Origin of the sequence: Noviherbaspirillum sp. (assembly GCF_036563305.1) — a bacterium.
In the GTDB taxonomy this organism is placed as follows: domain Bacteria; phylum Pseudomonadota; class Gammaproteobacteria; order Burkholderiales; family Burkholderiaceae_D; genus Noviherbaspirillum.
On the sequence record NZ_DATCMQ010000002.1, the window covers coordinates 52069 to 73762 of the forward strand.

The 21694-nt window shown below is 63.4% G+C and carries 21 protein-coding genes, 1 tRNA gene and 1 pseudogene; 15 read left to right on the plus strand and 8 right to left on the minus strand.

Features of this window, described 5'->3' with window-relative positions:
* Positions 1-52: 52 nt before the first annotated feature.
* Genes VIM12_RS00405 through VIM12_RS00420 form a run of 4 tightly spaced genes read right to left on the minus strand, consistent with a single transcriptional unit; the run spans position 53 to position 4182 of the window.
* Entirely contained in the window at positions 53-2332 is a 2280-nt protein-coding gene (locus VIM12_RS00405) for a bifunctional (p)ppGpp synthetase/guanosine-3',5'-bis(diphosphate) 3'-pyrophosphohydrolase (RefSeq protein ID WP_331939621.1), read from the minus strand.
* Between the two features lie 37 nt (positions 2333-2369).
* On the minus strand, positions 2370-2573 hold the full coding sequence (gene rpoZ / locus VIM12_RS00410; protein WP_331939622.1) for a DNA-directed RNA polymerase subunit omega: 204 nt from the start codon (positions 2571-2573) through the stop codon (positions 2370-2372).
* A 23-nt stretch (positions 2574-2596) separates the two neighbouring features.
* Positions 2597-3241 carry a guanylate kinase gene (gene gmk / locus VIM12_RS00415; RefSeq protein ID WP_331939623.1) on the minus strand — a complete coding sequence of 215 codons (645 nt, stop codon included), beginning with the start codon at positions 3239-3241 and terminating at the stop codon, positions 2597-2599.
* A 41-nt stretch (positions 3242-3282) separates the two neighbouring features.
* Positions 3283-4182, minus strand: a complete 900-nt coding sequence (locus tag VIM12_RS00420; protein ID WP_331939645.1) for a YicC/YloC family endoribonuclease — start codon at positions 4180-4182, stop codon at positions 3283-3285.
* Between the two features lie 86 nt (positions 4183-4268).
* On the opposite strand from VIM12_RS00420, the gene VIM12_RS00425 reads away from it, so the two are divergent.
* The 6 genes from VIM12_RS00425 (at position 4269) to VIM12_RS00450 (ending at position 9002) form a co-directional block, all read left to right on the plus strand.
* Positions 4269-5279: a serine/threonine-protein kinase gene (locus VIM12_RS00425; RefSeq protein WP_331939624.1), complete on the plus strand. Its 1011-nt coding sequence runs from the start codon at positions 4269-4271 to the stop codon at positions 5277-5279.
* Between the two features lie 5 nt (positions 5280-5284).
* Positions 5285-6214, plus strand: a complete 930-nt coding sequence (locus tag VIM12_RS00430) for a PP2C family serine/threonine-protein phosphatase (RefSeq protein ID WP_331939625.1) — start codon at positions 5285-5287, stop codon at positions 6212-6214.
* An 8-nt stretch (positions 6215-6222) separates the two neighbouring features.
* Complete coding sequence (gene rph, locus VIM12_RS00435) at positions 6223-6957, plus strand: ribonuclease PH (RefSeq protein ID WP_331939626.1); 735 nt, start codon at positions 6223-6225, stop codon at positions 6955-6957.
* 62 nt (positions 6958-7019) lie between these two features.
* A complete protein-coding gene (gene rdgB / locus VIM12_RS00440) occupies positions 7020-7604 on the plus strand; it encodes an RdgB/HAM1 family non-canonical purine NTP pyrophosphatase (protein ID WP_331939627.1) in 585 nt (194 codons plus the stop codon).
* Positions 7601-8842 (plus strand): radical SAM family heme chaperone HemW, encoded by a 1242-nt coding sequence (gene hemW, locus VIM12_RS00445; RefSeq protein ID WP_331939628.1) that lies wholly within the window; start codon positions 7601-7603, stop codon positions 8840-8842. The genes rdgB and hemW overlap by 4 nt, the downstream gene beginning before the upstream one ends.
* Positions 8843-8912: 70 nt before the next feature.
* Positions 8913-9002, plus strand: a tRNA-Ser gene (locus tag VIM12_RS00450).
* Positions 9003-9125: 123 nt separating this feature from the next.
* Here VIM12_RS00450 and VIM12_RS00455 read toward each other — a convergent pair.
* Together VIM12_RS00455 and VIM12_RS00460 are read right to left on the minus strand one after the other, a co-directional pair.
* Positions 9126-9329: a hypothetical protein gene (locus VIM12_RS00455; protein WP_331939629.1), complete on the minus strand. Its 204-nt coding sequence runs from the start codon at positions 9327-9329 to the stop codon at positions 9126-9128.
* Positions 9330-9584: 255 nt separating this feature from the next.
* Entirely contained in the window at positions 9585-9965 is a 381-nt protein-coding gene (locus VIM12_RS00460) for a hypothetical protein (protein WP_331939630.1), read from the minus strand.
* Positions 9966-10431: 466 nt separating this feature from the next.
* Between VIM12_RS00460 and VIM12_RS00465 the strand changes: the two genes are divergently transcribed.
* Positions 10432-10665 carry a hypothetical protein gene (locus VIM12_RS00465; protein WP_331939631.1) on the plus strand — a complete coding sequence of 78 codons (234 nt, stop codon included), beginning with the start codon at positions 10432-10434 and terminating at the stop codon, positions 10663-10665.
* A 35-nt stretch (positions 10666-10700) separates the two neighbouring features.
* Here the strand turns inward: VIM12_RS00465 and VIM12_RS00470 are convergent, their stop codons facing one another.
* Both VIM12_RS00470 and VIM12_RS00475 read right to left on the minus strand, forming a co-directional pair.
* The gene (locus VIM12_RS00470; protein WP_331939632.1) at positions 10701-10943 is read right to left on the minus strand and encodes a hypothetical protein; all 243 of its coding nucleotides are present in this window, start codon (positions 10941-10943) and stop codon (positions 10701-10703) included.
* A gap of 76 nt (positions 10944-11019) precedes the next feature.
* Entirely contained in the window at positions 11020-11301 is a 282-nt protein-coding gene (locus VIM12_RS00475; protein ID WP_331939633.1) for a hypothetical protein, read from the minus strand.
* 243 nt (positions 11302-11544) lie between these two features.
* Between VIM12_RS00475 and VIM12_RS00480 the strand changes: the two genes are divergently transcribed.
* From VIM12_RS00480 to VIM12_RS00515, 8 genes and pseudogenes are all read left to right on the plus strand, one after another.
* Complete coding sequence (locus tag VIM12_RS00480) at positions 11545-12687, plus strand: SDR family oxidoreductase (RefSeq protein ID WP_331939634.1); 1143 nt, start codon at positions 11545-11547, stop codon at positions 12685-12687.
* A gap of 32 nt (positions 12688-12719) precedes the next feature.
* Positions 12720-13118, plus strand: a complete 399-nt coding sequence (locus VIM12_RS00485; RefSeq protein ID WP_331939635.1) for a TraR/DksA family transcriptional regulator — start codon at positions 12720-12722, stop codon at positions 13116-13118.
* Between the two features lie 85 nt (positions 13119-13203).
* On the plus strand, positions 13204-14217 hold the full coding sequence (locus VIM12_RS00490; RefSeq protein ID WP_331939636.1) for an adenosine deaminase: 1014 nt from the start codon (positions 13204-13206) through the stop codon (positions 14215-14217).
* Positions 14218-14291: 74 nt separating this feature from the next.
* The gene (locus tag VIM12_RS00495) at positions 14292-14876 is read left to right on the plus strand and encodes a DUF4126 domain-containing protein (RefSeq protein ID WP_331939637.1); all 585 of its coding nucleotides are present in this window, start codon (positions 14292-14294) and stop codon (positions 14874-14876) included.
* Positions 14876-17371, plus strand: a complete 2496-nt coding sequence (locus VIM12_RS00500) for an ABC transporter permease (RefSeq protein ID WP_331939638.1) — start codon at positions 14876-14878, stop codon at positions 17369-17371. The genes VIM12_RS00495 and VIM12_RS00500 overlap by 1 nt, the downstream gene beginning before the upstream one ends.
* Before the next feature lie 532 nt (positions 17372-17903).
* Positions 17904-19028 (plus strand): polysaccharide biosynthesis/export family protein, encoded by a 1125-nt coding sequence (locus VIM12_RS00505; RefSeq protein ID WP_331939639.1) that lies wholly within the window; start codon positions 17904-17906, stop codon positions 19026-19028.
* Positions 19029-19127: 99 nt separating this feature from the next.
* Entirely contained in the window at positions 19128-21392 is a 2265-nt protein-coding gene (locus tag VIM12_RS00510) for a polysaccharide biosynthesis tyrosine autokinase (RefSeq protein ID WP_331939640.1), read from the plus strand.
* A gap of 141 nt (positions 21393-21533) precedes the next feature.
* Positions 21534-21694 (plus strand): annotated as a pseudogene (locus tag VIM12_RS00515) (phosphomannomutase/phosphoglucomutase); the annotation flags it as partial.

Consider the following 21694-nt stretch of genomic DNA (forward strand, 5'->3'; position numbering starts at 1 on the left):
GGTGCCAGTGGAGAGCGAAAAAGGAAGGAAGGGAGCAGGTCGGCGCGGCTGCTCAGGCCCGTTCGCGAAGGATGCGGGCGACGCCGGGAATGCGGCGCACATTGCGCATCAGGCGCGCCAGGTGCACGCGGTCCTCGACCTGTATGGTGAAGCGCAGCTGCTTCATCAGGTGATCCCGGTCGTCGTCCATGCCGACGTGCGTGATATTGGCGTCCGACTCGCCGATCTCGGCGGCCACCCGTGCGAGCACGCCTTTTTCATTGTTCACCAGCACCTTTACCCGACAGTCGAATCGGCGGCCGAGGCCCGTGCCCCACGCAAGGTCGATCCAGCGTTCCGGCTCCTTCGCATGCTGGCGCTTGGCGAGCTCGCATTCCATGCTGTGGACGGTGATGCCCTGGTCGCGCTTGAGCTGCCCGATGATGTCGTCGCCAGGAATGGGCAGGCAGCAGGGCGACAGCTGAACCGCCGTACCCTCGTTGCCGGTAATAACCACCGGATCCAGCTTGCCCTGCGGGTTGTCCGTCGCGAGCGGCGGCAGCGCGCAGGAAGGGTCGGACTCCATCAGCGTCCGGATGTGGCGTGCCACCAGCGTCGCCATGCGCTTGCCGACGCCGATGTCCGCGTACAGCTCCTCCAGCGACTTGGCGCTTGATTCCCGCAGCAGCCGTTCCGCAAGCGCGTCGGGCAGCAGGGGATCGATATCGACCGCGCTGAGCGCCTGTGCAAGCAGGCGCTTGCCGAGTTCGGTCGATTCGGTCAGGTTGATGGTGCGCAGGTGATGCCGGATCGCCGACCGCGCCTTGCCGGTGCGGACGAAGGTCAGCCAGTTGGGACTCGGCCGGGAGGAGGGCGCGGTGACGATCTCGACGATGTCGCCATTGCGCAGTTCGGTGCGCAGCGCCGCGTGCTCGTGATTGACGCGGGCCGCGATCGCCTGGTCGCCGATGTCGGTGTGGATCGTGTACGCGAAGTCGAGCACGGTAGCGCCGCGCGGCAGCGCGATGATCTTCGACTTCGGCGTGAAGACATAGACCGAGTCCGGAAACAGGTCCACCTTCACATGTTCGAGGAATTCCGCCGAGTCGCCGGTTTGCTGCTGGATGTCCAGCAGCGACTGCAGCCAGGCGTGGGTGCGCTGTTGCAGGTCGGTCAGACTGGCGTCGTCGTTCTTGTAGAGCCAATGTGCGGCCACGCCTGCTTCAGCTACGCGGTGCATCTCCTGCGTGCGGATCTGGAATTCGACCGGCGTGCCATAGGGGCCGATCAGCGTGGTGTGCAGCGACTGGTAGCCATTCAGTTTTGGAATCGCAATGTAGTCCTTGAACTTGCCCGGCATCGGCTTGAACAGGGCGTGCAGGGTGCCCAGCGCGACATAGCAGCCGGCAAAGCTGTCCACCACGATACGGAAACCGTAGACGTCCAGCACCTGGGAGAAGGACAGGTGCTTGTTGCGCATCTTGCGGTAGATGCCGAACAGCGTCTTCTCGCGTCCGTAGACTTCGGCGCGGATGCCGCCGGCCGCCAGCGTGTTCTTCACGGAGTCCAGGATCTTGCTGACCACTTCCCGGCGGTTGCCGCGCGCTGCCTTCACCGCCTTGGACAGCGTCCGGTAGCGCAGCGGATACAGGTGCGAAAAGGCCAGGTCCTGCAGCTCGCGGTAGATGTTGTTGAGGCCGAGACGGTGGGCGATGGGCACATAGACCTCCATCGTCTCGCGCGCGATGCGGCGCTTTTTTTCCGGCGACATGAAGCCGAGCGTGCGCATGTTGTGAAGGCGGTCGGCCAGCTTCACGAGGATGACGCGGACATCGCGCGCCATCGCCAGCAGCATCTTGCGAAAATTCTCGGCCTGCGCCTCGATCTGGCTCTGAAACTCGATCTTGTCCAGTTTCGAGAGGCCGTCGACCAGGGTGGCGACCGGCGCGCCGAAGCGCTCGATCAGCTCTTCTTTCTTGACGTCCTGGTCCTCCATCACGTCATGCAGCAGCGCCGCCATGATCGCCTGCGCGTCCAGCTTCCAGTCGGCGCAGATCTCCGCCACCGCAATCGGGTGAGAGATGTACGGTTCGCCGGACTTGCGGATCTGGCCGAGGTGCATCTCGTCCGAAAAGCGGTAGGCTTCCTTGACCTTCTTCATCTCGGAAGGCGTCAGGTATTCGGCGAGCTTGTTGTTGAGGAGAGTGACGGACGCGACGCAGGCGTTCTGGGCCGCGGTATCCGCGGTATCGCGTGTGACGGAGGGATCGGGGTTCTTGCCAGCCGGACGATCAGGGTTCGCCCGGCTGTTTTGAGCGACTGACAATGCCAATTCTGCGGGAGTCACGTTCATAGACAAAGCATATCAGCCGCTTCCCTTTTAATGCTACTCAGCTCGGGACTTTTTTAAGCATTTCAATCCCGACCTTCCCGGCGGCGATTTCGCGCAGGGCGACGACCGTGGGCTTGTCCTTGGCCTCCACCTTCGGGGTGTGGCCCTGCAGGAGCTGGCGGGCGCGGTAGGTGGCGGCCAGCGTCAGCTGGAAGCGGTTCGGGACTTGTTTCAGGCAATCTTCGATGGTGATACGGGCCATGGGGTGCTCCTTAAATTGCGAAATCAGCTCAAATTGGCGTGAATGCCCAGTTGGGCGAACAGGGAGGTGTTGCGGGCAGCCTGTTGCGGGAACCGGCAACGGGTCGCTTTGACAATCGCGGTCAGTTCAGACAAAGCAGTCGCAAACTCTTGATTAATAATAACATATTCGAACTCCGAGGCGTGCGCGATCTCGCCGCCGGCGGCCAGAATGCGGCGGGTAATCACCAGGTGGTCGTCCTGTCCGCGCTTCGTCAGCCTCTCCTCCAGCGCCGCGATCGAGGGCGGCAGGATGAAGATGCCGACCGCATGCGGAAATTGCTTCTTTACCTGCTGCGCACCCTGCCAGTCGATCTCGAGCAGGACGTCGGTGCCGACCGCCATCGCCTCTTCGATCAGCAGGCGCGAAGTACCGTAGTAGTTTCCGTGGACTTCAGCGGACTCCAGGAATTCCCCGGCTTCGCGCCGCCGGAGGAAATCCTCGACCGTCGTGAAGTAGTACTCGCGTCCGTGCTGTTCGGCCGGTCGGGGCTGCCGGGTAGTGAACGAGATGGACAGGCGGATCTCGGGTTCCTGCGCCAGCAGGGCGTTGACGAGCGTCGACTTGCCGGCGCCGGAGGGAGCAACCACCATGAACAGGCTGCCCGAGTGGGATTTGGGTTCGATCATAAGCGAGGGTGATTGTGGCAGGACCGGGAAGGTCCTGCCGTTTATTCCAGATTTTGCACTTGTTCGCGCATCTGCTCGATCAGCAGCTTCATTGCCATCGAGGCATCGGACAGTTCCTTCAGCGCAGCCTTGGAACCGACGGTATTGGCCTCCCGGTTCAGTTCCTGCATCATGAAATCGAGCCGCTTTCCGACCTGACCGCCCTTCTTCAGCACATGGCGGGTTTCCGTCAGGTGGGCGGACAGTCGCGACAGCTCTTCGGCGACGTCAATACGAATACCGTAGAGCGTCACTTCCTGGCGGATGCGCTCCAGCGCCTCGTCATGCGAGGCGGCAGGGGTATTGCCGTTGCCGGACTGGGCAGCGAGGCCAAGGGCTTCCTTCATCCGCTCCGTCGCCTTCTGCTGGAACTGGGCGATTGCCTGCGGCACCAGCGGGGTGATGCGCTGCACGATGGCTTCCATGTCGTCGACGCGGGCCAGCAGCATGGCTTGCAGCGCTGCGCCTTCGCGCGCACGCGTCGCGACGAAGGCGTCGAGGGCATCCGTCACCGCGGCCTGCACGTCGCCGGCGAGGGCGTCCTGCGCGACGTCGGACTCCTCGATCACGCCAGGCCAGCGCAAGACCTCGCTGACCGACATGGCGGCGGCTTCCGGCATCTGCTGCTTGACTTTTTGTTGCATCTCAGACAATGCTTCGATCAGCGCGGCGTTGAGCTGCTGGCTGGCGCCGACGCTGGCCTTGCGGCCAAAGCTCAGCCTGCATTCGACCTTGCCGCGGACGACGCGTCCCATGATCGCTTCGCGGATCGCCGGCTCCATCGCACGCAGGTCGTCGTTGATACGGAATTGCAGATCGAGAAAGCGGGAGTTGACGCTTTTCAGTTCGACGGTCAGGGTGCCGGCGCCGGTCTCGCGCGTGACGACCGCATAGCCGGTCATGCTGCAGATGGTCAAGATGCTTTCCCTTCGGCTTTACAAAACAGTGATTTATCAAGACAATCCAGAGTACATTTTCACAGGACAACATGGCCTCGCAAAACAACGCACCGTTGCCGGATGGACTAGAAATTGCCGGATACCGCATTGTAAAGAAGATTGCGTCCGGCGGGTTCAGTATCGTCTACCTCGCCTATGACGAAGACGGCAACGCCGTGGCCATCAAGGAGTACCTGCCCAGCTCGCTCGCCCTGCGGCAGCCAGGCGAACTGGTGCCGGCGATCTCCGCGGACAACCTGCCGGTCTTCCGTATCGGGCTGAAGTGCTTCTTCGAAGAGGGCCGTGCCCTGGCACGCATCGCCCATCCCAACGTGGTCAGCGTGGTCAACTTCTTCCGCGCCAACGATACGGTCTACATGGTCATGGCCTATGAATCGGGCCGGTCGCTCCAGGATCACATCCTGCGCCGCCGCGAGAAGGGCGAGCGGCCGCTGGTGTCGGAACGCTTCATCCGCAAGATGTTCAACCAGGTGATGAACGGCCTGCGCGAGGTCCATGCCAACAAGCTGCTGCACCTCGACCTCAAGCCCGGCAATATCTACCTGCGCATGGACGGCACGCCCATCCTGCTGGACTTCGGCGCCGCACGGCAGACCTTGCGCACCGATTTGCCGAAGCTGTATCCGATGTACACACCCGGCTTTGCCGCCCCGGAGCTGTACGTGAAGAACGGCAACCTCGGGCCATGGACCGACATCTACAGCATCGGTGCGTCGATGTTCGCCTGCATGGTGGGCGCGCCGCCGCAGCCGGCAGACCAGCGCAAGGCCAACGACAAGATGGAGGACCATTTCCGCAAGCTGGAAAACATGTACTCGCGCGAGTTGATGCAGGTGATCCGCTGGTCGCTGCGGCTCGATCCGCTGGAGCGGCCGCAGAGCGTGTTCGCCCTGCAGAAGGCGCTGCGCGAACCGGTGCCGGTCCGACAGGAACCTGCGCTGCTCGACAGGGTCACCAGCAGGTTGCGCGGGCTCTTCGGCAGCCTGGGCAAGCAGTCCGCGGTCGGTGCGAATACCACCGTGCACCAACATACCCGGTAGGCGAGATGAGATTCTCCGTATATCAAGAAAGCCAGGTCGGCGGCCGCAAGAACAACCAGGACCGCATGGGTTACAGCTTCACCCGGGACGCGCTCCTGTTGCTGCTGGCCGACGGCATGGGCGGCCACATCCAGGGTGAGATGGCCGCAACCATCGCACTGCAGACGATCGGCTCGCTGTTCCAGCAGAATGCGAAACCGTATGTGAAGAAGCCCGAGAAATTCCTCGAGGAGAGTTTCTTTGCCGCGCATCGCGAGATCCACCGGTACCGGGCGATCAACAACCTGCCCGAAACGCCGCGGACCACGATCGTCGCCTGCCTGATTCAGCACAATTCCGCCTTCTGGGCGCACTGCGGCGATTCCCGCCTGTACTGGATGCGCCAGGGCCAGATCCTGGCGCGCACCCGCGACCATTCACGCATCGAGACCCTGATCGCGCAGGGCAAGGTGAGTCCGGCGGAACGCGACACCCATCCCGAGCGCAACAAGCTGTTCAACTGCCTCGGCGCGCCCAACATGCCCATCGTGGAGTTGTCCCGCCGCGCCAGCCTCCAGGCCGGGGACGTATTGCTGCTGTGTTCCGACGGCCTGTGGTCGGTGCTGCCGGACCATGTGCTGGCGCAGAGCCTGCAGCAGAATACCGTGGTGCGCGCGGTGCCCGAGCTGCTGGCGATGGCGACCGGGATCGCGGGCAAGACCAGCGACAATGTCACAGCGCTCGCCGTGATGTGGGAGAGCGGCGATTTGGCCGGCGATTCGCCGACCACGATCACGACCAACACGCTTCCCGTCGGGAGCGTCACCACCACTATCCAGGCCCCGCGCGCCGACCTCGATCCGGCCGATGTGTTCGACGACGCCGAGATTGAAAAGGCAATCGAGGAAATTCGCGGCGCGATCGAAAAGACCTCCCGCATTACATCCAAGAACTGAGGTAACGAATGCAGCATGATCAGCGACCGAGCGGACGCGCAGCCGAGATGCTGCGCGAGGTCCGTCTGACCCGCAATTTCACCCGGCATGCGGAAGGCTCGGTTCTGGTCGAGTTCGGCGACACCCGGGTGATCTGCACGGCAAGCATCGAAGACAAGGTGCCGGGTTTCCTGAAAGGCAAGGGGCAGGGCTGGATGACCGCGGAATACGGCATGCTGCCGCGCTCGACCCATACCCGGATGGACCGCGAGGCCGCCAGAGGCAAGCAATCCGGACGCACCCAGGAAATCCAGCGGCTGATCGGCCGCTCGCTGCGTGCCGCGTTCGACCTCCAGGCATTTGGCGAGCGTACCTTGCAACTGGACTGCGACGTAATACAGGCCGACGGCGGCACCCGCACGGCATCGATTACCGGCGCAATGGTGGCTGCCTATGATGCATTCGACAAGCTGGTGCATGCCGGGCAGCTTCCGGCGGTTCCGGCGCGGCATTTCGTCGCCGCGGTGTCGGTCGGCGTCTACCGCGGAATGCCGGTGCTCGATCTCGACTACCTTGAAGATTCGGCCTGCGATACCGATATGAACGTGGTGATGAACGATGCCGGGCATTTCATCGAGGTGCAGGGCACGGCGGAAGGCGATGCATTCGATCGTGCAACCATGCACCGTCTCCTCGACCTCGCCGGCACCGGCATCGCCGACCTGATCGCGCTGCAAAAGAAGGCGCTCGGCCTCCCGGCCTGAGCGCGCCGCATTTACCCTCCGCGGCGTGGCAGACCTGCCCGCCGCGGTTTTCATTTCTGGCCATGACCCGTACTCTCGTACTTGCCTCCAATAATCCCGGCAAGCTGAAGGAATTCAACGAACTGCTTGCGCCGCTCGGCTTCGCGGTCCGGCCGCAAGGCGACTTTGCCGTTCCGGAAGCGGAGGAACCGCATGCCACATTCGTTGAAAATGCACTGGCGAAGGCGCGCCATGCCGCGCGTCTCACCGGCCTGCCGGCACTGGCCGACGACTCCGGCGTCTGCGTGAATGCCCTGGGCGGGGCGCCCGGTGTTTACTCCGCGCGTTTTGCCGGCGAGCCGAAATCGGATCAGCGCAACAATGAAAAGCTGGTGCAGGCACTCGCCGCGCATCCCGACAAGTCCGCCTATTACTATTGCGTGCTGGTCTACGTGCGCAGCGACAATGACCCGCAGCCGGTGATTGCGGACGGGCGCTGGGACGGCGAGATCGTGGCTGTGCCCGCCGGCAGCAACGGCTTCGGCTACGACCCGTATTTCTGGCTGCCCGGGCAGGGCAGGACGGTGGCTCAGCTGGCGCCGGAGGAGAAACATCGCTGGTCGCATCGCGGCCAGGCGTTGCGTGCACTGGTGGAGAAGCTGCGATGATACCGATCAAGCCGATAGCGGCAGACGCCGGAAAAACGGACGCCGCGCGCGGGCCGGCGCAGGCCGCGACGGCCTTCCTGAAGCCGGGCGCCCTGCAGCTCGCCGCGCTGCCGCCGTTATCCCTATACGTGCATTTTCCGTGGTGCGTACGCAAATGCCCGTACTGCGACTTCAACTCGCACGAGGCGAAGGACGGCTTTCCGGAGCAGGCATATCTGGACGCCTTGCGTGCCGACCTCGAGCAGGCCTTGCCCTTGATATGGGGCCGGAAGATCTATACGGTCTTCATTGGCGGCGGCACGCCGAGCCTGATGTCGGCCGCCGGGCTGGATCGCCTGATGTCGGATATCCGCAGCCTGCTGCCCCTGGACGGCCGCGCGGAAATCACGATGGAAGCCAATCCGGGCACGTTCGAGGCCGACAAGTTCCGCTCCTATCGGAACAGCGGCGTCAACCGCCTGTCGATCGGCATCCAGAGCTTCAACCCGCGGCACCTTGCGGCGCTCGGCCGCATCCATGACGGAGACGAGGCACGCAAGGCCATCGAGATCGCCAGGGCGAACTTCGACAACTTCAACCTCGATCTGATGTATGCATTGCCTGGCCAGACCCTGGAGGAGGCCGAGCAGGACGTCGCAACTGCCATCGGCTATGCGCCGCCGCATCTGTCGCTGTACCACCTGACGCTCGAACCCAATACCTACTTCGCCAAATTTCCGCCGACGGTGCCGGATGACGATGCCAGCGCCGAGATGCAGGACATGATTGCCGACCGCACGCGGGCGGCCGGGTACGGACAGTACGAAGTGTCGGCCTATGCTCAGCCGGGCAGGCGCGCGCGGCACAACCTGAACTACTGGCAATTCGGCGATTATCTCGGGATCGGCGCGGGCGCCCATTCCAAGCTCTCTTTTCCGCACCGGATCGTGCGCCAGATGCGCTACAAGCAGCCGAAGGCCTATCTCGACAATGTGCGCGCCGGTGCCCCGGTGCAGGAAGAGTTCGAAGTGGGGCGCGACGACCTGGGCTTCGAGTTCATGCTCAATGCGCTGCGCCTGGTGGACGGATTCGAGGTCAACCTCTTTGCCGAGCGCACGGGCCTGCTGCTCAATACGGTGGAACGCGCGCTTGCCGAAGCCGAAGCGAAGGGACTGCTGTACCGCGATCACAGGCTCATCCGCCCGACCGAACTCGGGCAGCGCTTCCTCAATGACCTGCAGCAGATGTTCCTTGCGTAACTGCCGGGCCGGCGGCAAGCAGAGTTGGGTATAATTCAGGCCCACGCGCGCCGCGTCCAGGCGCGCAACTGGAAGAGTGGCCGAGCGGTTTAAGGCACTGGTCTTGAAAACCAGCGAAGGGGTAACCCTTCCGTGGGTTCGAATCCCACCTCTTCCGCCAGCCACTCCCTGATTGCTTCAACTTGCGTTGCGCCCGCATTTCCGCAGGAAGGGAAGCCGTGCGGCAGCGTCGTCCTTCCATGGAATCAAATGCCGCAGGTGAAGTGCCGGGCTTACCCGCCGGTCACCCGCCATGGTAAGGCGTGAGTTGCCCCGTGCGCGGATCGATGACCGGATAGTTCGTGCCGGACCAGTTGCCGTCGCCGCCTGTATTCGTCGTGCCGGAATAGCCGGATCCACCCGACGTGGATTGGGCGCCGCGCATCCCTCCCATGCCGGAACATCCGGCGAGCGATACGGCGAGCAACGTTATCAAGACCTTGTTCATGATTCTTCCTCAGTATGGAGCCCCCGTTGCCGTGCCGGTTGAGTGGCGCGTTCGAGAGGGAACAGGGGTCACCATAGAGACGGGTCGAATGAATGCAAGGCTTCATTTTCGCCAGTCGTCAAGGGGCTGACGCAGAACAGACTTGGCCCAGAAATTCTGGTGTGGTGCAGACATGTTTTGCAACCCAGCGAGGCAATCCGGTGAAGTCGCGCGACCAGGGCCGACGGATGCGTGTCGTTCCGGTACGAGCAGGCCTCAGTCCAGCCGGAGCTCCCCCTCCAGCGGAATCGCGGATGGCAACGGAACCCATCCATGCTTCGCAATCACCTCGTTCGATTCGACGGGTTCGTGACCGGCTGCAAGGCTGTGGGTGCAATGGTAGACCTTGCCATCGTATAGCGCGCGGTTGGTGCTGCCGCCATGGGCGACCACGAGGGCAACGACATGCGGGCTGCGTGCAATGCCGATCGCCGCCCACCTCGCGTTGAAGTCATCCTGGAGGCGCATGCGCTTGTCGCTGTCCTCGGCGCCGTCATACAGGGTGATGTGGTCGCAGACCACGACGGGCAGGGTTGGCGGAATCTGCGCCAGCAGGCGGGCGCGACAACTGGCGGATAACTTGAAGATGGCATACATCACGCGTGTCCCGCACTGCCGTCAATTCGCCCGCACGATACGACTGAGCGTGACCCGCATGCAGCGTGGTCCGACCTCGTGCTTTCGATGTCTGGCGCGGTCGTTCGTTCAGGCCGGGAACGGCTTGCGCCGTGGCGTGATCAGATGCGGACCTACCTAACGCCGTCCGCTGCGCATCGTCCACAGCATCGCGCCAATCGCGCATCCGATGTAAAACAGGATGACCCACTGCTCGTGGATGGTGAGAAGTAATGTTTCCATGTGGACTCCTTTTTCCTGGAGCGCAAGCATGCCTGCGGGGCGCGAACCCGGCGTTGAGGGAGCGCAAGGGTCGGCGCCACGCTGCGGAAAACGTCAGGGCGTGCAACGGCCTGCATGTTTTTTCGCAGCGTTATGACGGCAAGCAAGATCGACAGGGAGACGCAACGGTGTAATGCATTGGATTTATTGCCGACAATCGGAGAGCATGATGAGTCAGACACCGGAAGAACAGGCCAACCTCGCCACCTGGTCCCAGATCAGCGAGGATGTGAGAGCACTGGGACTGGACCCAGTGGAAGGAATGGAAATAGCGAGCGTGACGGGCAGCATCGCCCAAAAGCGCGGCTATCCACTTGAAGTCGTGATGGATGCGCTGCTTGAAGGCGTGCAGCAGGGCGTCCTCAGCATCGAGCGGAACCGCGTGCGGTACCGTAGCTGATTGTGGCAGGGGCAGAGCACATCGTGCGCCCCGCGCTATTGTTTCCCTTCGGCGGACTGCGATTCCTTTGCGTCAGGTGAGGCGAAGCGCGGCCTTTGTTCATCGGGCGCCGGCCGTCGATTCGCATACTCCTGCTCTTCCACGACATCCAGGTACTGGCTCCCGTCCAGCGGTCGGCCGACATACGGGCCGGCGGGGCTTAATGTTGCCGCATCCTGCGAATCCGCAGGGACGGCCGTGTCGGAGGATGGGCGCGAGGGGACGTTGTTGTCTGCCATGGCAACTCCTTTCAATGGTGGGTCCGTTCCCGTTTGACCTGACGGCAGCCCCGGTGTTCTGGCTTCCGGGTGACGGTCAGGCCGGCTTCAGGTAGCTCTTCACGCCGCTCTGTCGCAGCACAGCCCCCCAGGAATCGATGTGGTAGGTTTCCCCGACCTTATGCAACATGACACCGAACTCCTCGCGCAGCCGGGCGATGTCGGCGTCGATGCTGTCGCGGTCCATGCCGGTGAGATCGGCAACAGCTGATGCCGTCGGCCTTTCGAGAAGATCGATGGCGGACAGCAGGACGAACAATCGACGGGCGTCGTTGTCCGGGTATTGCGGCACGCCAAACTCGTTTTTCGGATAGTTCATCGGTCACCTCGTACCAGGTTCGCCAGCCGTACAACGCCGCGCTCAGCAGCAACGCTGCCTTTTCCTGCATCGGCATCAAAACTGGAAAACAGTTCCACTTCACCTGCGCTGGAAAAAGGGCGCGCCGGCCGGTAAAAATTCCAGTGCAGGGCAGCCCGGGATCGTCGCCACCGCACAGCGCGCCGGTGAGCGAATCAATGGGCACGGATTTCGCACGCGGCCTTCTGGACAGGAGGATTGCACATGAAGCCACAACTGAAGAGACTGCGCGACCAGGTGGTCGTGCTGACCGGCGCGACCAGCGGCATCGGCCTTGCCACCGCCCGCCGCGCCGCTGACCGCGGGGCACGGCTTGTACTTGCCGCACGTAATGAAGATGCACTGCGGCAGCTGGCATTCGAGCTGTCGCGCAAGGGATGCGAGGCGTTGCCCGTCGTGGCTGACGTCGGCATCGAGGAAGACATGCGACGCGTGGCGACCGAAGCGGTGAACCGGTTCGGCGGCATCGACACCTGGATCAACAATGCCGGCGTTTCCATCTTCGGCCGCCTCGAAGAGGTGGCTATGGAAGACCACCGCCAGTTGTTCCAGACAAACTTCTGGGGCGTTGTGCACGGTTCGCTCGCCGCGGTGGAGCACATGCGACAGCAAGGGGGCGCAATCATCAACCTTGGCAGTGAAGTGTCGGACCGCGCAGTCCCGCTGCAAGGCATGTATTCGGCATCGAAACATGCGGTCAAAGGATTTACGGATGCCCTGCGCATGGAAGTGGAGGAGGCCGGTCTGCCGCTTTCCGTCACGCTGATCAAGCCGGCGGCGATCGACACCATGTTCGTTGCCCACGCGAAGAATTATCTCGAGGTCGAACCGCAGCTGCCGCCGCCAATCTACGCGCCCGAGGTCGCGGCGGATGCAATATTGCACGCTGCCGAATTCCCGACGCGCGACCTGTTCGTCGGCGGGGCAGCCAAGGCAATCTCGTCCGCTGCCCATTTTGCCCCCCGCATGATGGACCGGATCATGGAACGCATGATGTTTTCGCAGCAGAAGTCATCGATGCCGCCGCGGGACCGGTCCGTCCATAGCCTCTACAAGCCGCGCGCGGACCTGCAGGAGCGCCAGGGCTACCCGGGCGTCGTGTTCAGGAACAGCGTCTATACCAGCGCGGCGACGCGCCCGAAAACCACCCTGACCGCAGCAGCAGCCGGCCTCGGCGTGCTGGCATGGTTGATGATGCGCGAGCGGCGGCCGGCGAACCGCGCCCCGGTGGCGCACCTTCCGGCGGATCAGCGCCCGGCAGGGGCGCTCGTGGCAGAGTACCGCGCGACGGAGCACCGTCCACCGGACATGCGGCCCGGCCCCGAGCCGACGCCGGTCGCACCGTGACCCCGGACGATTTCACGAGCGAGGAAAACATCATGGCGGAACTGAGCAGGGAGCAGGTCTCCCAGTTGAAGAAGATGCTCGATGACAGGTATGAAGCCCTGCGCGTCGAACTGCATGAGGAAGTCAACGCCAAGGACGAGCATGTGAACGTGGCGACCGGGGAAGTGCCGGATCCAGCCGACTCGTCATTTGCCAACTTGACGGTCGACCTGGACAATGCCGCCATCACGCGCGACGTGGAGGAGCGGCGCGCGATCGAGGCGGCGCACGCCCGGATGAACGAAGGCACCTACGGTATCTGCATTGACTGCGGCGTCGATATTCCCTTTGCCCGGCTGCAGGTGCAGCCGATCGCCGAGCGCTGCGCGCCGTGCCAGGAAAAGTACGAAAGGACCCACGGCGACGTTGCCTCCCGAGGACCGACGCTGTAGCGGCCGGCGGGCGCGGGCTTGCGCATTTTCCCACCACAGACCGTACAATGCGTCCTGTTGACGGAACAATGCGGAAGGGAAAACCATGGATGCCGGCCTGCGCCACATGCTTGAACGGATGCCGAAAGCGGAGCTGCACATGCATATCGAAGGCTCGCTCGAACCGGAACTGATTTTTGCGCTCGCGGCGCGCAACGGCGTCGCGCTCAAGTATCGGTCGGTGGACGAGTTGCGGCACGCATATGCATTCACCGACCTGCAATCCTTCCTCGACATCTACTATGCCGGGGCCAGCGTCCTGCTCAAGGAGCAAGATTTCTACGACATGACCCGTGCCTACCTGGAGCGCGCCCGCGCAGACAACGTGCGGCACGCGGAGCTGTTCTTCGATCCGCAAACCCACACCGAGCGGGGCGTGTCCTTTGGCACGGCGATCGGCGGCATCCATCGTGCGCTGCAGGATGCGCGAACGGAGTGGGGCATGAGCAGCGCGCTGATCATGTGCTTCCTGCGCCACCTGTCCGAGGAGGAGGCGTTCGCGACGCTCGAGCAGGCGCTGCCGTACAGGGACAAATTCATCGGCGTTGGTCTTGACTCCTCCGAACGAGGACATCCTCCGGAAAAATTCGCACGCGTGTTTGCGCGGTGCCGTGAACTCGGCCTGCGCCTGGTCGCCCATGCGGGAGAAGAGGGTCCGCCCGAGTACATCCGGACTGCGCTGGACCTGCTGCAGGTGGAACGGATCGATCACGGAGTGCGTTGTCTGGAGGATGCTGAGCTCACCCTCCGTCTGGCCCGGGACAAGGTCCCGCTGACCGTCTGCCCGCTCTCGAACGTCAGGCTGCGCGTGTTCGACAAGGCGGCCGACCATAATCTGATGCGGCTGCTCGAAGCGGGCCTGACGGTGACCGTCAATTCCGACGATCCCGCCTATTTCGGCGGCTACGTCAACGACAACTTCCGGGAGATGTTTGCCGTGCTGCCACTGGGACGCACGCATGCGCACCAGCTGGCGCGCGACAGCTTTTCCGCCTCCTTCCTTCCGCCGGCGGAAAAGCAGAAGCTGATGGCAGAGGTCGACGCCTTCTTCGCGTCCTAGCAGAGGAGCGCGCGGGGCGGACGCACAACGCAGGGCCGGCCGGCGACGGCGGGTATCAGACGATGGAGGTAAGCATGGCCGAAACGCTGTCGGCTGCCGCGCTCGCGGGCGGTATGTCGTGGGCCAGCGGCATACGCCTGTACATGACGCTGTTCCTGGCGGGATGGTTCGGCCGTTCGGGCTGGATTGACCTGCCGCCGGCGCTTGAAGTGCTGCAGTCTCCCTGGGTGCTGGCCGTCAGCGGCGCCTTGCTGGTGGTCGAATTCCTCGCCGACAAGGTGCCTGGCATCGACTCCGCCTGGGATGCCTTGCAGACATTCATCAGGATCCCGGCAGGCGCCGTCATCGGCATTGCCGCCCTGGGCGAAATGGCCCCGGAATGGACCGCTGTCGCCGGCATCCTCGGCGGCACTTTCGCCGCCGGCGCACATGTGACCAAGGCCGGCAGCCGTGCGCTGATCAACACCTCGCCGGAGCCGTTCAGCAACTGGGCGGCCTCGTTCTCGGAAGATGTGGCGGTCGCCGGCGCATTGATGGCGGCGTTCTATCATCCCTGGCTGCTGTTTGCCATCCTCATCGTCTTTTTCATCATCGCCGTCTGGCTGCTGCCGAAACTCTGGCGGGGCTTGCGCTGGCTTTTTCGAAAGTTGAGTACCTGATGCTGCTTCAGGCAATAAGAATGACGCGCCGCGACTGGCGCGCCGGGGAGTTGCGTTTCCTGCTGGTGGCGCTGATTGTCGCCGTTGCTTCGCTGTCGTCCGTCGGGTTCTTCGTCGACCGCATGCGCGCCGGGCTGAATCGCGATGCCCACCAGCTGCTCGGCGGCGACCTGGTCATCAATGCAGACCGGAAGATCAGTGCCGAATGGCGCGAGGAAGCATCGCGCCGCGGATTGCAGCTGGCGGACACCGTTACCTTTCCCAGCATGACCCTGGCCGGAGAGGGGGACGACGTACGGTCGCAGCTTGCCTCGGCCAAAGCCGTTTCGGAAGGTTATCCGCTGCGCGGAACAGTCCGCCTCGACAGCGGCGCCGACAGTGTGTCCGCGCCGGGCATTCCGGCGCCGGGCACGGTGTGGGTCGACCGTGCGGTACTCGCCGCGCTGGGCATCGGCCTTGACGACACGCTTCGTCTCGGCGACCGCACGTTTCGCGTCGCCGCAAGCATTTCCGTCGAGCCGGACCGGGGCGCGGGCTTCATCAATTTCGCGCCTCGGGTAATGCTGCCGCTGTCGGACCTCGACGCCACCAACCTGATACAGAACGGTTCGCGCGTCACCTACCGGCTGCTGCTTGCCGGAGCGCCGGCGTCCGTCGCCGCGTACAAGGAATGGATCGGCGCGCGCATCAAGGAACAGAACCTGAAGGGCGTACGGGTCGAGTCGCTGGAATCCGGCCGGCCGGAGATGCGCTCGACGCTCGACCGCGCCGAACAATTTCTCGCGCTGGTAAGCCTGCTTTCGGCCATGCTGGCTGCCGTGGCGATCGCCATGGCAGCGCGCCGCTTCATGATCCGCCACATCGATGCGTGCGCGATGCTGCGATGCCTCGGCCTGACACAGGGCCAGGTAACCTTGATGTATCTGGTGGAATTCCTGCTGGTAGGGCTGGCTGGCAGCCTGCTCGGCATTGCCCTTGGCTTTGCCGCCCATTTCGTCCTGCTGGAGTGGCTCGGCCGTCTCGTGACGGACTCGCTGCCGCCTGCCACCTTGCTGCCCGCGCTGCAAGGCATGGCTACCGGCATCCTGTTGCTCGTCGGTTTCGCGCTGCCGCCCATCCTGCAATTGCGGGACGTACCGCACAACCGTGTGATCCGGCGCGAACAGGACGCACCGCGCCCGGTCACACTGGCGACCTATGCCTTGGGCCTTGCCGTGTTCGTCGGCCTGCTGCTCTGGCAGACCCGTGATGCGCGACTCGCATCGCTCACTGCCGGCGGCTTCCTCGGCGGATTTGCCTTGTTTGCGCTGCTCGGATGGTTGAGCCTCAAAGGGCTGCGGCTTGCGCGCGGCGGCATCAACCATCCCGGCTGGCGGTTTGCGGTGGCCGGCCTGCAGCGTCGCACCGGCGCGACCGTCGTGCAGACGGTCGCGCTTGCACTCGGGCTGATGGCACTGCTGCTGCTTACCGTCGTTCGCGGCGACCTGATGGCGGCATGGCGAAGCGCGACGCCGCCGGATGCGCCGAACCGGTTCGTGATCAATATCCAGCCGGAGCAGAAGGCGGATTTCGAGCAGAAGCTGAATGCGGCCGGCATCGAGGATGCGCAGTTGTACCCGATGATTCGCGGGCGGCTGGTTGCCATCAACGACACCGCGATTACCGGCGAAACCTATGTCGAGGATCGCGCGAGGCGCCTGGTCGACCGTGAATTCAACCTGTCGACAATGCGCGGCTTGCCGCAGCAGAACACCCTCTCCGCCGGTCGCTGGTTCGACGACAGCCGACCCGAAGCGTCGGTCGAGGAGGGCCTGGCGAAGACGCTCGGCCTGCGCCTGGGCGATCGCCTGCGCTTCGATATCGGCGGACAGACGGTGGAAGCCCCGGTGACCAGCTTGCGCAAGCTGGAATGGGGATCGATGCGGGTCAACTTCTTCGTGATCCTCAATCCGGCACTGATGCAGGACATGCCGCAAAGCTGGATCACTGCCTTTCATCTGCCGGAGGCCAAGTCGGCACTGGTAGGAGAAATGACGCAGGCGTTCCCCAACCTGACGGTGGTCGACGTCGGCAGCATGATCCGGCAGATGCAGACCGTACTGGAGCAGGTGGTGGTCGCGGTGGAATTTCTTTTCGTGTTTACGCTCGCCGCTGGCGTGCTCGTGCTGTACGCAGCCTTGCTCGGCTCCCAGGATGAACGCATCCGTGAATCCGGTCTGCTGCGTGCGCTCGGCGCGACCCGGGCGCAGCTGTCGCAGTCGCAATGGATCGAGTTCGCTCTGGTCGGCGGTCTGGCCGGCCTGCTTGCCGCGAGCGGCGCCGCGGCCGTGGGGTGGGCCTTGTCCCGATTCGTCTTCAACTTCGACTGGCAATTCAGCCCAGTGGTCTGGGTCGCGGGCCTCGCGGCCGGTTGCGCATGTGCCTTTGCCGGCGGCTGGGTCGGACTTCGCGGCGTCCTTCGGCACCCGCCACTGACCACGCTGCGCGGTAACTGACCCGGCAGCACCCCTCCCATCCGCTGTGGCGGCGCTCCGCCGCAGCGCCTCTCCTTCACCCCGTTCCGCTGCCGCCCCGTGTCGGTCCATCGTGCCCTGCACATTTAACCGAGATTAAGCTTCCCACTCAGCACCAGTGCTTTTCCGCAAGAACGCGCGGCGGTCTTCCACCTATCTTGACTACATTCGCCAAGTTGTAGCGCCGATGGTTTTTCAGCGTCTCACAGTTGCTCCGAAAGGCGTTTTTGGCGAGGGCAAGCCGCGCGGCGAACGCTTTGCAACGCTTTCGGACAGGCCCAAATCGAATCTTGTTTCACGTTGATAAGCCTCAAAGCAGGCGAAAAACGGAAACGTAGAGTTGTAGATCAGTTAAGTCTCTAGTAGACGCGGGGCAATGAATTCGGCGAACGGGCGATGACGCCAACATCGCCGAAGCGGACACGAAAGTGGCACATTCGTACTAATCAAGTGGGGTAATGATATGCGGTTTTCTTCCAAGGCAGCTGTTAAACGCTGGAGCATCGTTCTTCTAATGCCGTGGCTCGCCGCTGGCTGCGCGTCGGTGTCGCCAGGCCTGCACTTCAACTCGACGGCCGGTTCATCGGGTTCCAGCGCGCCGGACTCGGCCGCGGCCAACGATGAGGCAACCAACGCGGTGCTGAAACAGATTACCCCGCAGCTGGTGAAGATGGAGCGAGATCTCCGCGAGAAGCAGGTGACGCAGGACATCAGCTCCCTGCTCGGCAAACCGGCCGCATACACGATCGACCCCGGCGACGTCCTGTCAATCGTCGTCTGGGATCACCCGGAACTCTCCAACTCCGCGACTACCGCGGTCGGCATGGCGGCCGGTACCGGTGCCGACGCATCGACCTCGGCCACGACCGCTCCGCCGGCAGGCTTCATTGTTGACCACGAAGGCATGATCCAGTTTCCGTATGCCGGCCCGATCAAGGTCGCCGGCATGACGCAGGACCAGGCGCGCAATGTCCTCACCAGCAAGCTATCGAAGTATCTGCGTCAGCCCAAGGTCACCCTGCGGGTCCAGTCCTTCCGCAGCAAGCGGGTGTACGTGGACGGCGAAGTCAGGAACCCGGGCCTCCAGGCGATCAACGACATTCCGATGACCCTGGTTGAAGCGATCAATCGCGCGGGCGGCGTGCTGCCCACCGGCGACCAGAGCCAGGTCGTCGTGAACCGCAACGGCACCAACTACCAGGTCAACCTGCCGCAACTGGTGCAACGCGGCGTCAACCCCGCAAGCATCATGCTGACCAACGGCGACGTGGTGCGGGTGCGCTCGCGGGAAGAGAGCAAGGTGTTCGTCTCCGGCGAAGTCGTGAGCCCGCGCGCGCTGCCGATGTACAACGGACGGTTGACCCTGAACGAGGCGCTCGGCGAATCCGGCGGCATCAATCCGACCAGCGGTGATGGCAGCCAGATCTACGTCATCCGGAAGAATGGTTCCGACCAGATCGTCTACCAGCTGGACGGCCGCAGCCCGGGTGCGATGGCGATGGCGGAGGGATTTGAGCTGTCGCCCAAGGACGTGGTCTACGTCGCGGCGACGCCTCTGGCCAACTGGCACCGTGCGATCAGCCTGATCCTGCCTGGCGCACTGTCGTCGGCGGTCGGCGCCGTCGGCCCGGCGCGCTGACGCAAACGCCTGGAGCAAGGGCCGTTGCGCGCGGCCCGGCCCTCGGTCCGCCTGCTCCTCCGCGGCCAGAAATCGAATCAATCAAAAGCGAACAACCATATGATGAATCAAACCCATCCCCCTCTGTTGACGGGTCCGGCGTTCCGGCCGGAAGAGAAAGAAGCCGAGCTGGGCACCTACCTCGACGTGCTCTGGGAAAGCCGCTGGCTCATTGCCACCATCGCGATTGTCGTGACCTTGCTGGGCGCCGCCTATGCGTTCACGACGACGCCGCTGTACCAGGCAAACATGCTGATTCACGTCGAGGAGGAAGGTCCGCAGAAGTCGCAGAACATCGTCGGCGACATGCAATCGATGTTCGATGTGAAGACATCAGCGCTCGCCGAGATGGAGCTGCTGCAGTCCCGCCTGGTGGTGTCCCGCGCTATCGACAACCTCCGCCTGTACATCAATGCCGGTCCCAAGTACTTCCCGGTGATCGGCCGCTGGATCGCCGACCGCAATCGCCAGCTCTCCAATCCGGGCGTGCTGGGCTACGGCGGCTTTGCATGGGGCGCAGAAAAGATTGATGTGGCGGTGTTCAACGTGCCGGACGCGCTCCTTAATCGCGAGTTCGTCGTGATCGCCGAAGGCAATGGCGCTTTCCGCCTGACGCAGAAGGATCAGGGCATCAACCTGAAGGCCCGTGTCGGCGAGACGGCCATCTTCGAACTCCCGAAAGGCACCATTGAAATCCGCGTGGACCGCCTGGACGGCAAGCCGGGCGCGGAATTCCTCATGAGCCGCGCGTCACGCCTCGCAACGATCGAAGGCATCCAGAACGGGCTGAAGGTGCAGGAACTCGGCGGCAAGCAATCGGGCGTGATCGGCGCGTCGCTGCAGGGCTCCAGCCCCGTCCTCGTCCACAGCGTCCTGAATGAGATCGGCAAGGAATACGTGAAGCAGAACGGTGCGCGCCAGACCGAGGACGCGGAGAAATCGCTGGCTTACCTGAACAAGCAGCTGCCCGAGATCAAGTCGCAACTGGAACAGGCGGAGGCGAAGTACAACGCCTTCCGCAACGCGAATGGCACGGTCGACCTGGGCGAGGAATCCAAGCTCAGCCTGCAGCAGTCTTCCGCAGCCAAGCTGAGGAAGATGGAGCTGCAGCAGCGGAAGATCGAACTGCTCGCCCGCTACACCGATGACCATCCGGCAGTGCAGGGCATCGACATGCAGCTGAAGGAGATCAACGGCCAGATCAACGCGATGAATGACCACATCAAGTCACTGCCGCAAATCGAACAGAATCTGCTGCGCCTGCAACGCGAGGTCAAGGTCAATACCGAGCTCTACACCCAGCTGCTCAACACGGCACAGCAAATGCGCCTGATCACCGTTGGCAAGGTCAGCAATGTCCGCCTGGTGGACGCGCCGATGATGCCGGAGAAGCCGGTGAAGCCGAACCGTCCCGTGATCCTGGCACTGGCGCTGATGGCCGGCCTGTTCCTCGGCGTGGTTGCTGCGTTCTTCCGCAAGTCCCTGACCGGCAGCATCGATACGCCGGAGCAGCTCGAGCAGATCGCCGGCGTGCCTGTGTATGCGACCATCCCGCACAGCAAGAAGCAGAAGGAGCTTTATCAGCAGGTCAATGCCAAGCACCAGAAAGTGCCGCTGCTGGCCAATGTCTCCTCGAGCGACGTGGCAGTCGAGAGCCTGCGCAACTTCCGCACGGCATTGCAATACTCGATGCCGAGCTTCAAGAACAACATCGTGCTGATCAGCGGTGCCACGCCGGGCATGGGCAAGTCCTTCGTCTCGGCAAACCTGGCGGCCATCATGGCGGCGACCGGCAAGCGCGTGCTGCTGATCGATGCCGACCTGCGCAACGGCCTGCTGCATCTCTACTTCGGGTTCGGCCGTCATGATGGACTGTCCGACGCCGTCGCCGGCGCCCGTCGTCTCGACCAGGTGATTCACCACGGGGTGATCGAGAACATGGACTTCATCACCACGGGCACGCTGCCGCAGCATCCGTCCGAGCTGCTGTTGCGGCCGAACTTCGGTGCCTTCCTGCAGGAGCTGTCGTCCCGGTATGACCTGGTGCTGATCGATGCGCCGCCGATTCTGGCAGTTGCCGACACGATGATCATCGGCGCCCATGTAGGTGCGATCTATATCATGACCCGCGCCGGCGTCACCACGCCAGGCGAGATCAACGAGTCGATGAAGCGCCTCGCACAGGCAGGACTGGAGGCAAAGGGCGTGCTGTTCAACGATCTTAAGGTCCGGCCAGGCCGCTACGGTTACGGCTATGGCTACACGTACGGGCGCCAGTACAACCAGCGACCAGCCGGCAACACGCCTCTGATCGAAGCTTCCTGATGCAATTCCGGCTGCCGCGCATGAATGTCCGGATGCGAATCCGCACATTCAGCGCGGCAGCGTCTTTTGTGCAGCATATTTCCATCCGTCGCAAGAGCCATTCAGCTCCTGCAACCTGAACATCAATCTGGATCTCTCATCGTGGTAGACATCTCTTCAAGCATTTTCAAGGCATACGATATCCGCGGCATCGTCGGCAAGACGCTGGACGAGGAAGTGGCGCGCCAGATCGGCCTGGCGTTCGGCGCGGCGGCGCGCGGCAAGGGCGAGCGCAGCGTGGCGATCGGCCGCGACGGCCGCCT